Here is a 12,822-nt window from a genome sequence, read left to right as displayed (position 1 = left end):
CAAAAGTCAGAAACTAGCCCGATAAGTGTCTGATTTTCAATAACTTTGCACGCACTCAGTTCTGGTGGAGTTGCCGTGTGGGGGCACCATTTCTTCAGATAACTCATTGGTATCACTCCAGCTTTTAGCCACTGCTAGGAGCCGTAAACCATGTCGGAGACCATTTCACGCCCGTTCACCTTCATCCAAGACGGGGTTTTCTACTCCATCCGACGCATCCCGGAAGAGCTGAAGCATCACTATCCTCTCCTCGGATCGGGTATTCTCTGCGCGCCAAATCACCAAAGTCACTGTAGCACGGGCCAGAAAAAGCGCTGAACAGCGCGACGAGTGTTGGTATCGCGTCCACATCGCGGTGGTTGGTTTCGGGTCAACCGGGCCTGTGGTTTACGTTAGGTAAACAGGGATGAGTCATGGTATTCTGTTCGCGCGATTTAAAAAACTGAGGGTTTTCAATGCATAGATTAGCATCTTCTTTTGTTCGTAAATCAGCCGTCGCTGCCTTTTCGCTCTTGGTGTCGGTTTCGTCGGCTGCTGCATTTCCAAATTTACCCATACTGACATTCCCGACGGCGACTTCATCGGATGAAGCTCCCGTGACACGCAATTGTTCGGGTATGGGGCAGACTTGCCCTGAGGACCGCTGACGGTCTGACAGAAAATCGTGCCGGTGACCTTCTAACCCTTGCGCCCTTGGCGACGGGGAGGCCGCTGGTTGTGTCTTGACTGCCGTTTTCGCTTGCGGGCGAAAGGGATGGTCGATGGATGCGCCGTCGATCACCTGAACAAAACGCGCCTGCATCTGTGTACCGGCCTCCGCAGGCAGCCGGATGTGTTTCAGGCGCGCTCGGCCTGTTGCACGGGGCGGTCGACGGGTGTCCATGCGCTCGGGACGGATGCGACGAAACCGATTGCGCGCTTGGATCGTTGAAACCAGAATTCTTTTGTCGGAGACGGTTTCTTGATCCACCACAGCACAGCCAAGACGGATGCCGAGGTCCGTCGCGGCCCGATCCTGATCTCATGCCTCGGGGTAGACAGCGACCTTGCGCTGCTGCCGCATTTTCTCGCCCATTACCAGGCTCTCGGGATCGCGCCCGGGGCCGTACACGTGATCCTCAATGCGCCGGGCGAAGATCACGCGGGCGTCGACGAGGCATGTGCGACGCTTGCTCGGTTCGGCCATGCCCCGGCAGAGATCTGGACGGACCGCTATTCCAGCGCCGCCATGTGGGAACGCCGCCGCGCGGTTCAGGCCCGGGTGGCGCGGCCCGGTGACTGGATCGTCAATGCGGATGTGGACGAACTGCACGAATACCCGGCGCCCCTGCCGGAGGTGATCGCGTGGTGCGAGGCGCGCGGCATCACCGCGCTCCAGGGGCCATTCATCGACCGGATCGCGCCGGATGGCGGGCTTGCGCCGGTGCGCGAAACGCCCGCGCTGTCGGACCAGTTTCCTGTCCGTGCCGAGGCAATGATCCACATCGCGGGACTGGGCGGCGGACATGACGCATACGGCACGGTCAAGCTGATGCTGCACCGTGCCGAGGTGCGGCCAAGCCGGGGTGGCCATCACCCGCAGGCCGATCCGCGCCGGGTTCGCTATGCGCTGCACCGTCCGCTGGCCGAGTTTCCCGGCATCACCCGCCCCGGTTTCCGGTTTGCGCATCCCTTCCGCGTGCACCACTTCAAATGGTCCGACGCGCTGGTGGCCGGACTGCACCGGCGGTTGGCCAATCCCGATGTCAGCCCGGCGGGCAAGGCCTATGGCACCAAGCTGCTTGCCCATTTCGAAACGCGGGGCGGCTTCGACCTGTCGGCCTTGCCCAGGACCGAACCGCGCATCCGACCCCCTCTGCCATGGCGTCTGCACATGGCGGCCCTGCGGCGCGGCGCGCAAATGCGCGGCAAGGCGGCGCGGATCAAGCGGCGTCTGCGGACCATCTCCCCATGACCGAAGGCGCTAACCGGCTGCGTGTCCCGGCGGCTACCGGGCGGCCTGTTCGACTGACAGGATCCGGTTTGCCTTGAAAGTCTGCCATGGCGTCGGCGTGCCATCCGGCCAGATCACGCGCAGGTCGACCTCTGTCTCCTCTCCAAGCCCGAAATGCTGAAGCCCCGCGTGCCCGCCCGCATGGCCGCCGCCAATGGTGATCTCGCGCGTCTGTGTCCGGTCCTGCGTGCGCAGTTCGACAAATGCGCCGACGGCCGTCGTGTTCGGCCCGGCGCCGCGCAGATCGACCAGAAGCCAGGAGCCGCCTTGCGTGCGGTTCTCGAAGACCTGCATCGGGGCGCGGCGGTTGACCACGGCCAGATCGAGCCTGCCGTCATTGTTGAAATCGACCAGCGCCGCACCGCGCGAGCGGGCCATGGACGCGATGCCGGCGGCCTTGGCGGTTTCGGCGAACCGGCCATCCTTTTGTTGCACCAGGAGCGTGTTCGGGTCTTCCATCGCTGCATCCGGCATCTGTTCGACATTGCCTTTCGCCACGAAGATGTCGTCGCGCCCGTCTGCGTTCACATCCCCGAAGGCCGCATGCCATCCCGTCGACGGACGACCGTCGTCGCCGAAATGCGGACGGTGGGCCGTGGTCCCGCGCGCATAGGTGGCATCCAGCCAGGTTGGACCGCCGGTCTGCGGATCGAACATCTGGAATTTCTGATCGCCGATCGAGGTCAGGTAGACCTCGGGAAACCCATCTCCGGTAAGATCGCGCGAGGCGATGCCCATGCCCCAGAGCGCGTAGGGTTTCCATCCTTCCTCGGCGGTATAGGGCCGGGGTTCGGCCTCCATCGCCCACATCTGTTCCTGCCCGCCGCGCACGTAATAATGCCGGTCGTTCGACACGCGCAGGTCGGCGCGTCCGATCCGCGCCCAGTCGGAGAACAGCATCGACAGGGCGCAATAGCCCGGGCGCAGGTCTTGTGGCGGGCCATAGCTGTCCGCGTCCGGTCGATAGAGGAACAGGCTGTCACACGCCTCGAACGGGCCCTCGGGATCGGTGCGGTCGACGTAGCTGCCAAAGGCCAGCGTGGGCAGCGTTTGACCGTCCTCCCATGTGGCCGAAAAGGCGGTGGTCCAGTGATCGCCGGACGTGAATCCCAACTCCGCGCCGAACGGGCGGAAGCGGCAATCGCCCTGCCCCTGCATCAGGACATCCGGCCCGACCCGCAGCACCGCGAGGTCAAGGTGCCCGTCCCCGTCAAGGTCAAGCGGATAGGCCCCGGTCACGCCGGTCAGCGCCAGCGCATCGGGTGTGTCCGCCTTGAAGGCCACCGCCTCTGTCGACACGTTGCGGAACAGCGTTGCGGAGTTGGTGCCGCCAGCGGCGTAAAGCTCGGGCAGGCGATCCCCGTCGCAATCGAAGGCCGCGATGCCGCCACCGACGAAATGCTCCCAACCGCCGTCATAGACGTGCCCGGCGATCTCGACCGGGGTGAAGACCGGCTGCACCGGCTCGGCCCGGGCCACGCAGGCAAAGGCCGCCGCCGCAAAAGTGAAGGCGACGCCCCTACGCCACATCCAGAACGCTCCGTTCGCGCACCTTGAGGATCGAGACCATCTCGATCCCGTGGGCGGCCGCGCCCTTGGCCCACATGCTTTCGTCCAGATTGCGCACGGTCAGACCCGGCAGGGGTGCGTCCACCTGAACGGTGTTCCGCCGAAGCGCCTTGAGCATGATCTCGGGATAGGGCGGATCGAAGGGCGGACGCGACCGCGCGATGACGATATGCTCGGGATCGAAAAGATTGACCAGGTTGGCCAGCGCCACCCCGAGGATCTCGGACGAGCGTTCCAGCACCTGATGCGCCAGCTGGTCGCCCTGGCGGGCCGCTTCGATGATGTCGGCGATCGACTTGGGCGCATCCCCCTGCCGTCCGGTCGAGGCGTCCCGCACCATCGCGTAATCGCCGACATAGGCTTCCAGACAGCCGCGCTGGCCGCATTGGCAGACAGCCCCGTTCACCTGCACCTTGGCATGGCCGAACTCGGCCCCGCAGCCGCGTTCCCCGCGATACAGCTCGCCGTTCAGCACGATGCCCATGCCCACGCCATGTTCGACGGTGACGACAAGAAAATTGCGCAACCCCCGCCCGGCCCCGAACAGATGCTCGGCCTTGGCCACGAGGTTGGCGTCGTTGTCGATGAAGGTCGGGCAGGACAGATGTTCGATGAACAGCGGCGCGAAATTCACGTTGCGTTCGGTGACCGACGAGGACCAGTGCATGAACCCGGTCTGCCCATTGATGAAACCCGGCATCCCGAGCGCGACTCCGGCGATCTGCCCCATCTCTGCGCCAAGATGGTCGCATGCGGCCTCGAGTGCGGCGCGGACCTGCAACACGAGTTCCTTCGCCGGCATCCGGGACACCGTCAGTGGCAGGGCGTATGTTCCGATCTCGTCACCTTTGAAATCGACGATCACCACGAGTATCGCGGTGCGGGCGATCTTGACCCCGGCCAGAAGAAACACCGCGCCGTTGATCTGGAGCATGACGCGCGGGCGGCCGCGCTGCACCGTATCCGAAGGGGTCTTTTCCACTTCGCTGATCAGCCCGGCATCAAGCAGCGCCCCGCAGGCCGACGTGACCGTTGCAGGGCTGCTCTCGAGTGTCCTGGCGATGTCGGTCCGCGAGATTTCGCCGTTGGCGCGAATGCATTGCAGCACCTTGAGCCGGGTTGCGTCCCGTGCGTCCAGCCCCGTCAATTCCGCCAGATCGCTGGTCATGGCGTCCTGATTCCTCTTTGCCCGTTTTTTATACCTAACATTCTTTCGGCGAATGCAGAGAATTTATTTTTCTCAGTGAAATAAATATGCATGATGGAGCGGTCAGCGCCGATTCGAGGTGTATTCCTTGGCGCCAAGACGTGAAAAACACTGGGAGGACTCCAATGAAACTTTTTGCAACCACCGCGATTGCCATGGTGATGGGCACCGCTGCCTTCGCGCAGACCGTCGGCGTGAGCTGGTCGAATTTCCAGGAAGAACGCTGGAAGACGGACGAGGCCGCCATCGTGAGCGCGCTGGAAGAGGCCGGTGCGGAATACATCTCGGCCGACGCGCAATCCTCGTCTTCCAAGCAGCTTTCGGATGTCGAAAGCCTTGTGGCACAGGGGGCCGACGTGCTCATCATCCTGGCGCAGGACACGCAGGCGATCATCCCCGCCGTGCAGGCCGCGGCGAATGAAGGCATTCCGGTCATCGCCTATGACCGCCTGATCGAAGACCCCCGCGCCTTTTACCTGACCTTCGACAACATCGAGGTGGGCCGCATGCAGGCCCGCGCGGTTCTCGAGGCGCAGCCGACCGGCAATTACGTGATGATCAAGGGCTCGCCCACCGATCCGAACGCCGATTTCCTGCGGGGCGGTCAGCAGGAAGTGCTGCAGGACGCCATCGACGCGGGCGACATCACCATCGTCGACGAAGCCTATACCGACGGCTGGCTGCCTGCCAACGCGCAGCGCAACATGGAGCAGATCCTGACCGCCAACGACAACAATGTCGACGCGGTCGTGGCGTCGAATGACGGCACCGCCGGTGGCGCCGTGGCCGCGCTTGCCGCGCAGGGTCTCGACGGGATCCCGGTGTCCGGTCAGGACGGCGACCACGCCGCGCTGAACCGTGTTGCCAAGGGCACCCAGACGGTCTCGGTCTGGAAAGACGCGCGGGATCTCGGCCAGGAGGCCGGCGAGATCGCCGTGGCCCTCGCCGGTGGCACCGCGATGTCCGACATCGAGGGCGCACAGGAATGGACGTCGCCGGGTGGTACGACCATGACCGCGAAGTTCCTCGAGCCGGTTCCGGTCACCGCCGACAACCTTTCGGTCGTCGTCGATGCGGGCTGGATCGAGAAAGACGCGCTCTGCCAGGGTGTGACCGACGGTCCTGCGCCCTGTAACTGATCCCTGCGCACGTGACTCACGCGATCCCTGCCCGTTTCGGGTGGGGATCGCCCCTCCTCCTTTCAAACTCCGAGGTCACCATGGCAGAGGCCAGCGAGACCGGCACATCGAAGGGACGCCAGAACATCTTCAAGACGCTTGAATTCGACACCCGCCTTCTGGGCATGATTGGTGCGTTCATTCTGGTCTGTATCGTGTTCAACGTCCTCACCGACGGCCGCTTCCTTACACCGCGTAACATCTTCAACCTGACGATCCAGACCGTCAGCGTGGCCATCATGGCCACCGGCATGGTCTTCGTGATCGTCACCCGCCACATCGACCTGAGCGTGGGCGCCCTGCTTGCGACCTGTTCGGCGGTGATGGCGATGACGCAGACGCAGATCCTGCCGGCGCTGGGGTTGGACTATGGCAGCACGCTGATTGCGCCGATGGCGATCCTCGTGGGAATCCTGACCGGCGGCCTGATCGGGGCCTTTCATGGCTGGCTGGTCGGCTACCTGACGATCCCCGCCTTCATCGTCACTCTGGGCGGGTTCCTGGTGTGGCGCAACGTGGCTTGGTACCTGACCAACGGTCAGACGATCGGCCCGCTTGATCCGAACTTCCAGATGCTTGGCGGCATCGGCGGCACGATGGGCGAAACCGCAAGCTGGATCTTCGGCCTGCTCGCCGTCGCCGCGGCCTGCTATGCCATCTGGCAGGCCCGCCGCGCCCGCATCGCACATGAATTCTCGGTAAAGCCGCTTTGGGCCGAAGGCCTGCTGATGGCAATCGCCGGCGTGCTGATCCTCGGCTTCGTCGCGACGCTCAATGCCTACGAGGTGCCCGACCGTGTGCTGGCCCGCGAATTCGAAGCCCGCGGCGAGGTCATGCCCGACGGCTTCACCCAAGGCTACGGTCTGCCGTTCTCGGTGCTGCTTCTGATCGCGGTCGCGGTGGTGATGACACTGGTCGCGCGCCGCACCCGGCTGGGCCGCTACATCTTTGCAACCGGTGGCAACCCCGATGCGGCCGAGCTTTCGGGCATCAACACGCGGTTCCTGACGGTCAAGGTCTTCGCCATCATGGGCGTGCTCTGCGCCCTTGCCGCCCTCGTCGCATCCGCCCGCCTGTCGTTTCACTCCAACGACATCGGCACGCTGGACGAATTGCGCGTGATCGCGGCGGCGGTGATCGGCGGCACCGCCCTCGCAGGGGGCATCGGCACGATCTACGGCGCCATCCTCGGCGCGCTGATCATGCAGTCGCTGCAATCGGGCATGGCGATGGTCGGCGTCGACGCGCCGTTCCAGAACATCGTGGTTGGCTCTGTGCTCGTGCTCGCGGTGCTGATCGACATTCTCTACCGCAAACGGACAGGAGACGCGTGATGGTTGACAGAACTGGAACTCCGCTGGTCGAGATGCGCGACGTCTCGGTGTCCTTCGGCGGCGTCAAGGCGGTCGACCACGTGTCGGTCGACCTCTACCCCGGCGAGGTCGTGGGCCTTCTGGGGCACAACGGCGCCGGCAAATCGACGCTCATCAAATGCCTGTCGGGCGCCTATTCGATGGATGCGGGCGAAATCCTCATCGACGGCAAGACGGTCGACATCCAGAACCCGCGCGACGCGCGCAAGCACAACATCGAGACGATCTACCAGACGCTTGCGCTGGCCGACAATCTCGACGCGGCCTCGAACCTGTTCCTGGGCCGCGAACTGGTCACCGGTGCGGGCTTTGTCGATGACGCCCGGATGGAAGCCGAAACGCGCAAGATCATGGGGCGGCTCAACCCGAACTTCAAGAAATTCGCCGATCCCGTGAAAGCCTTGTCTGGCGGACAGCGGCAATCGGTGGCGATTGCGCGGGCGGTCTATTTCAACGCCCGCATCCTGATCATGGACGAACCGACAGCCGCCCTCGGGCCGCAGGAAACCAAGATGGTCGCCGAACTGATCCAGCAACTCAAGGATCAGGGCATCGGCATCTTCCTGATCGAACATGACGTGCACAGCGTCATGGATCTCTGCGACCGGGCCTCGGTGATGAAGAACGGCGCGCTCGTGGGCACGGTCAACGTGGGCGACGTCACCGACGAGGACATCCTGTCGATGATCATTCTCGGCAAGAAGCCCGAAACCGCCGCCGCCTGACCCGGGCGCCCTACCGAAACAGACAACGGCGCCCGGAAAATCCGGGTGGCCTGACAGATCACGACCCGACACATCCACGAGGACCAACACGATGAGCACAGGCTTTTTCGACGGTATTCCCGCCATTGCCTACGAGGGGCCGGACAGCACGAACCCGCTGGCCTTTCACCACTACAATCCGGACGAGACCGTCATGGGCAAACGGATGGAAGACCATCTGAGATTTGCCGTGGCCTATTGGCATTCCTTCGCGTGGGAAGGCGGCGACCCGTTCGGGGGTCAGACCTTTGTCCGGCCGTGGCATCCGCAGGACGACATGGGCCGCGCCAAGATGAAGGCGGATGTGGCTTTCGAGATGTTCGATATTCTCGACGCTCCGTTCTTCTGCTGGCATGATGCCGATATCCGTCCCGAACAGGGCAATTATGCCGACAACCTGGCCACTCTGAACGAGATCACCGATTATATCGGCGAGAAGATGGAAAGCTCCCGCACCAGGCTGCTGTGGGGCACGGCCAACATGTTCAGCCACCGCCGGTGGATGTCGGGCGCATCGACCAACCCGGACCCCGATGTCTTTGCCTTTGCCGCCGCGACGGTAAAATCCTGCATGGATGCCACGCACAAGCTGGGCGGCGCGAACTACGTGCTCTGGGGCGGGCGCGAAGGCTATGAGACACTGCTCAATACAGACCTGACCCAGGAGCTTGACCACATGGGCCGGTTCCTGAGCATGGTGGTCGACTACAAGCACAAGATTGGCTTCGAGGGGCAGATCCTCGTGGAGCCAAAACCGCAGGAGCCGTCGAAGCACCAGTATGATTTCGACGTCGCCACCTGCATCGGCTTCCTGCGCAAATACGGCCTCGAGACCGAGGTGAAGCTCAACATCGAACAGGGCCACGCGATCCTTGCCGGGCATTCCTTCGAACATGAACTGGCGCTCGCCGCCTCCGAAGGCATGCTTGGCTCCATCGACATGAACCGCAACGATTACCAGTCCGGCTGGGACACCGACCAGTTCCCCAACAACACCCCCGAGGTGGCGCTGGCCTATTACCACGTGCTCAAATCCGGCGGCTTCACGCAGGGCGGCACCAATTTCGACGCCAAGCTGCGTCGCCAGTCGATCGACGCGGAAGACCTGGTCGCGGCCCATGTCGGCGGCATGGACATCTGCGCGCGCGGTCTCAAGGCCGCCGCCGCGATGATCGAGGATGGTGGTCTGGAAAAGGCCCTGTCCGACCGCTATGCGGGCTGGCAAAGCCCCGAGGCGCAGGCCATGCTGACAAGCGATCTGGGGTCGATCACCCAGCGCGTGCTGGACGACGGGATCAACCCCGAACCCCGCTCCGGCCGCCAGGAGATCCTCGAAAACTACGTCAACCGCTTCGTCTGAGGCCACCAGGCAGGGAATAGGCCAATGTATCTCGGACTCGACCTCGGAACCTCGGGCCTGCGCGCCATCCTCACCGATGCGGCGGGTGTGGTTCAGGCAGAGGCAGAGGCGGCCTTCGACGTCTCGCACCCGCAGCCCGGCTGGTCCGAACAGGATCCCGCCGACTGGGTGCGGGCCTGCAAGACCACCATGGCCGCCATCCGCCAGGCCGCCCCCGAGGGCTTCGCCGCGCTCAAGGCCATCGGTCTGTCCGGCCACATGCACGGCGCGACGCTTGTTGACGCCGAAGACCGCGTGCTGCGCCCCTGCATGCTGTGGAACGACACCCGCTCGATCCACGAGGCCGCCGCCCTCGATGCAACGCCGGGGATGCGCGAAATCACCGGCAACATCGTCTTTCCCGGCTTCACCGCTCCCAAGCTGGCCTGGGTGAAGACGCATGAACCCGACATCTTCGACCGGATCGCCAAGGTGCTCCTGCCCAAGGACTATCTGCGCCTCTGGCTGACCGGAGAGCATGTGTCCGACCTGTCGGACAGCGCCGGCACGGCCTGGCTGGACGTCGGCGCGCGCACCTGGTCGGATGACGCCCTGAACCACGGCGGGATGCGCCACGACCAGATGCCGGAGCTTGCGGAAGGCTCCGAAGCGGGCGGCCAACTGCGCCCACAGCTTCTGTCCGACTGGGGCCTGTCCGACCCGGTGATCGTGGCGGGTGGTGCGGGTGACAACGCCGCAGCCGCCTGCGGCATCGGCGCCCTGGGCGAAGGCACCGGCTTCGTGTCGCTGGGCACCTCGGGTGTGCTGATGGCCGGACGCGACCGCTATGCGCCCAGCCCCGACTCTGCCGTGCACAGCTTCTGCCACGCGGTGCCCGGCCTGTGGTACCAGATGGGGGTGATCCTTGCCGCCACCGACAGCCTGAACTGGCTGTCCCGCGCCTTGAAGGAAAGCCCGGCCGACCTGTCCTCTGCCCTGCCCGAGATCGCCACCGGACCGTCCCAAGCGACCTTCCTTCCCTACCTGTCCGGAGAACGCACCCCCCACAATGACAGCGCCATTCGCGGCGCGTTGATCGGGCTCGACATCGCCACGGGCCGCACCGACCTGACCCGTGCGGTGATGGAGGGCGTCGCCTTTGCCCTGCGCGACAGCGCCGACGCGTTGAAAAGCACCGGCGCACGTTTTGACACGCTCTTCGCCATCGGCGGCGGCGCCCGGTCTCGGTTCTGGCTCACGACCCTGGCCAACACGCTGGACCTGCCCCTGTCGGTGCCCAAGTCGGGCGAACTGGGGGCCGCCTTGGGTGCGGCGCGACTGGCGATCTGCGCCCATACCGGACAGGACCCGGCGTCGGTCATGACGCCCCCCGCCATCGCCGAGGTGATCCAACCGGACGCAAGGCTGCGGCAGGCCTACGCCGATGCCCACCAACGCTACCGCGCGCTTTATCCGGCGCTCGCGGGCCTTCCGAAGATCGCCCGATGAGACGGGCACTGCTGGCCGCGTCCCTGCTTGTCACGCTCGCCACTCACGGCGTGGCGCAGGACCTCGGCCCGCGCCCGGTCTTTCCGGACCGCGATCCGGAGCGCGTCGAACTGGGCTGGCTGCTGTTCTACGATCCGATCCTGTCGGGCAACACATCCGTCAGTTGCGCCACCTGCCACCACCCGGATTTCGGCACCTCGGACGGGATGTCCCTTGCCCTGGGCGATGGCGGTCTCGGGCTTGGCCCGGATCGCAGGATCGACCCCGAAAACACCCCGGAACAGCGCATTCCGCGCAATGCCAGCGGGCTGTGGAACCTTGGCGCAACCGAATTCACGCGGTTTTTCCACGACGGGCGGCTGGAGCTTGACCCCGCCGCGCCGAACGGCATCCGCACGCCGCTGGGCGCCGACATGACCACGGGTTTCGACTCGCCACTTGCGGCACAGGCCATGTTCCCGGTGCTGTCGCCCGACGAAATGGCCGGGCATTATTCCGAGAACGAGATCAGCCAGGCCGTCCGGCAAGGCTTGCTGGCCACCCCCGGCGGCGCCTGGGACAAGATCGCGGCCCGTGTCGCCGACATCCCGGAATACCGCGCCCGTTTCGACGCAGCGCTGCCGGGAGCGGACATCAGCTTTGCCGCCATCGCCAACGTCATCGCGGATTTCATCGCCTTCGAATGGCGCGCTGACGATGCGCTGTTCGACAGGGCGATGGCCGGCGCGGCGTCGCTGCCACCCAAGGCGGCGCAGGGCAAGGACCTGTTCTACGGCAAGGCCGGCTGTGCGGACTGCCATTCCGGCTGGTTGCAGACGGATCACGCGTTCCACGCCATCGCCCTGCCCCAGTTCGGCCCCGGCAAGGCGGCGCGTTTCGAAAACCACGCCCGCGACGACGGCCGCCTGCGGGTGACTGGCGATCCGGCGGACGCCTTCGCCTTCCGGACCCCGTCCCTGCGCAACGTGACGCTTACCGCGCCTTATGGCCACAATGGCGCCTACGCGACCCTCGAGGCGATGATCCGGCATCACCTTGATCCGGTCGCCGCCTTGCACGCCTATGACCTGACACAGGCGGTCCTGCCCGCCCTTCCCGGTGTCGAAGACACGCGCATCCTTGATGATCCGTCCGAGATCGACGCCATCGCCGCGGCCAATGACCTGATCCCGCAAGCCCTGAGCGACACGGAGATCGCCGCGCTTGTCGCGTTCCTGGAAACGCTCGAAGACGACACCCAACGCCTCGGCATCCCGGGAGCCGTGCCTAGCGCCCTGCCCGTGGTGGGCCGTTAAGGCACCGGCGCGACGTCAGGCAAACGTCACTCCGCGTCCTCAAGCGGAAAGAAACACGCCGCCTGCGCCGCGCCCGACGTCGCCATCAGCCTTGGCACCTCCGCCCGGCAACGATCCTGCGCGCGCGGGCAGCGGGCGGCAAAGGCGCAGCCCGGCGGCGGGTTCAGCGGATCGGGAAGCTCTGTTCCCTTGGCCTCGGGTTCCGTCAGGGGCCGCCCCACGACAGGCGCGCTTTGTGCCAGCAACCGCGTATAGGGATGGCGCGGGTTTGCGAAAATCTCCTCCGCCGGTCCGATCTCGACCACCGACCCGAAATAGAGCACCGCGATCCGGTCGCTCACCGCTTCGACCACGGCCAGATCGTGGCTGATGAAGAGATAGGTCAGATCGAATTCGCGCTTCAGATCCGCCAGCAGGTTCAGCACCTGCGCCTGCACCGACACATCCAGCGCCGAGACCGGCTCGTCCAGGATCAGGATGCGCGCCTTGGCCGCCAGCGCGCGCGCAATGCCGATGCGCTGCGCCTGCCCGCCGGAAAACTCGTGCGGATAACGATCAAGGAATTCCTCGCGCAGGTTCACGCTGTCGAAAATCT

General features: G+C 64.8%; 11 protein-coding genes. 7 read left to right on the top strand and 4 right to left on the bottom strand.

The genetic code is table 11. The features are described from left to right. Nucleotides 1-370: 370 nt before the first annotated feature. The gene (locus LCF60_RS21625) at nucleotides 371-970 is read right to left on the bottom strand and encodes a hypothetical protein (RefSeq protein WP_292294615.1); all 600 of its coding nucleotides are present in this window, start codon (nucleotides 968-970) and stop codon (nucleotides 371-373) included. Here LCF60_RS21625 and LCF60_RS21620 point away from each other — a divergent pair. Continuing rightward, nucleotides 962-1,954: a hypothetical protein gene (locus LCF60_RS21620; RefSeq protein WP_292294614.1), complete on the top strand. Its 993-nt coding sequence runs from the start codon at nucleotides 962-964 to the stop codon at nucleotides 1,952-1,954. The genes LCF60_RS21625 and LCF60_RS21620 overlap by 9 nt on opposite strands. A gap of 33 nt (nucleotides 1,955-1,987) precedes the next feature. Here LCF60_RS21620 and LCF60_RS21615 read toward each other — a convergent pair whose 3' ends face one another. Both LCF60_RS21615 and LCF60_RS21610 read right to left on the bottom strand, forming a co-directional pair. Further along, nucleotides 1,988-3,523 (bottom strand): CRTAC1 family protein, encoded by a 1,536-nt coding sequence (locus LCF60_RS21615; protein ID WP_292294613.1) that lies wholly within the window; start codon nucleotides 3,521-3,523, stop codon nucleotides 1,988-1,990. After that, nucleotides 3,513-4,730 carry an ROK family transcriptional regulator gene (locus LCF60_RS21610; RefSeq protein WP_292294612.1) on the bottom strand — a complete coding sequence of 406 codons (1,218 nt, stop codon included), beginning with the start codon at nucleotides 4,728-4,730 and terminating at the stop codon, nucleotides 3,513-3,515. Before LCF60_RS21610 ends, LCF60_RS21615 begins: the two co-directional genes overlap by 11 nt. 164 nt (nucleotides 4,731-4,894) lie before the next feature. Between LCF60_RS21610 and xylF the strand changes: the two genes are divergently transcribed. The 6 genes from xylF (at nucleotide 4,895) to LCF60_RS21580 (ending at nucleotide 12,227) form a co-directional block, all read left to right on the top strand. Continuing rightward, nucleotides 4,895-5,908 (top strand): D-xylose ABC transporter substrate-binding protein, encoded by a 1,014-nt coding sequence (xylF, locus tag LCF60_RS21605; protein WP_292294611.1) that lies wholly within the window; start codon nucleotides 4,895-4,897, stop codon nucleotides 5,906-5,908. Between the two features lie 80 nt (nucleotides 5,909-5,988). Beyond that, complete coding sequence (locus tag LCF60_RS21600; RefSeq protein ID WP_292294610.1) at nucleotides 5,989-7,281, top strand: sugar ABC transporter permease; 1,293 nt, start codon at nucleotides 5,989-5,991, stop codon at nucleotides 7,279-7,281. Beyond that, nucleotides 7,281-8,045, top strand: coding sequence for an ATP-binding cassette domain-containing protein (locus LCF60_RS21595; protein WP_292294609.1), 765 nt, complete (start codon nucleotides 7,281-7,283; stop codon nucleotides 8,043-8,045). Before LCF60_RS21600 ends, LCF60_RS21595 begins: the two co-directional genes overlap by 1 nt. A gap of 91 nt (nucleotides 8,046-8,136) precedes the next feature. Continuing rightward, the gene (gene xylA, locus LCF60_RS21590; RefSeq protein WP_292294608.1) at nucleotides 8,137-9,444 is read left to right on the top strand and encodes a xylose isomerase; all 1,308 of its coding nucleotides are present in this window, start codon (nucleotides 8,137-8,139) and stop codon (nucleotides 9,442-9,444) included. Nucleotides 9,445-9,468: 24 nt separating this feature from the next. Next, entirely contained in the window at nucleotides 9,469-10,932 is a 1,464-nt protein-coding gene (gene xylB, locus LCF60_RS21585) for a xylulokinase (RefSeq protein ID WP_292294607.1), read from the top strand. Beyond that, entirely contained in the window at nucleotides 10,929-12,227 is a 1,299-nt protein-coding gene (locus LCF60_RS21580; protein WP_292294606.1) for a cytochrome c peroxidase, read from the top strand. Before xylB ends, LCF60_RS21580 begins: the two co-directional genes overlap by 4 nt. A gap of 26 nt (nucleotides 12,228-12,253) precedes the next feature. Here LCF60_RS21580 and LCF60_RS21575 read toward each other — a convergent pair. Next, the coding region (locus tag LCF60_RS21575; RefSeq protein WP_292294605.1) for an ABC transporter ATP-binding protein at nucleotides 12,254-12,822 on the bottom strand (569 nt) is incomplete at its 5' end.

Origin of the sequence: Marivita sp., from assembly GCF_020055635.1 — a bacterium.
Taxonomy (GTDB): domain Bacteria; phylum Pseudomonadota; class Alphaproteobacteria; order Rhodobacterales; family Rhodobacteraceae; genus Marivita.
Note: the sequence above shows the minus strand (reverse complement) of the source record. Positions and strands in the feature narration are given on the sequence as shown.

Bases quoted from the DNA above. Each gene is read 5' to 3' on its own strand.
- LCF60_RS21615 (WP_292294613.1), bottom strand. From the start codon at position 3,523: ATGTGGCGTAGGGGCGTCGCCTTCACTTTTGCGGCGGCGGCCTTTGCC.
- LCF60_RS21610 (WP_292294612.1), bottom strand. From the start codon at position 4,730: ATGACCAGCGATCTGGCGGAATTGACGGGGCTGGACGCACGGGACGCA.
- xylF (WP_292294611.1), top strand. From the start codon at position 4,895: ATGAAACTTTTTGCAACCACCGCGATTGCCATGGTGATGGGCACCGCT.
- LCF60_RS21600 (WP_292294610.1), top strand. From the start codon at position 5,989: ATGGCAGAGGCCAGCGAGACCGGCACATCGAAGGGACGCCAGAACATC.
- LCF60_RS21595 (WP_292294609.1), top strand. From the start codon at position 7,281: ATGGTTGACAGAACTGGAACTCCGCTGGTCGAGATGCGCGACGTCTCG.
- xylA (WP_292294608.1), top strand. From the start codon at position 8,137: ATGAGCACAGGCTTTTTCGACGGTATTCCCGCCATTGCCTACGAGGGG.
- xylB (WP_292294607.1), top strand. From the start codon at position 9,469: ATGTATCTCGGACTCGACCTCGGAACCTCGGGCCTGCGCGCCATCCTC.
- LCF60_RS21580 (WP_292294606.1), top strand. From the start codon at position 10,929: ATGAGACGGGCACTGCTGGCCGCGTCCCTGCTTGTCACGCTCGCCACT.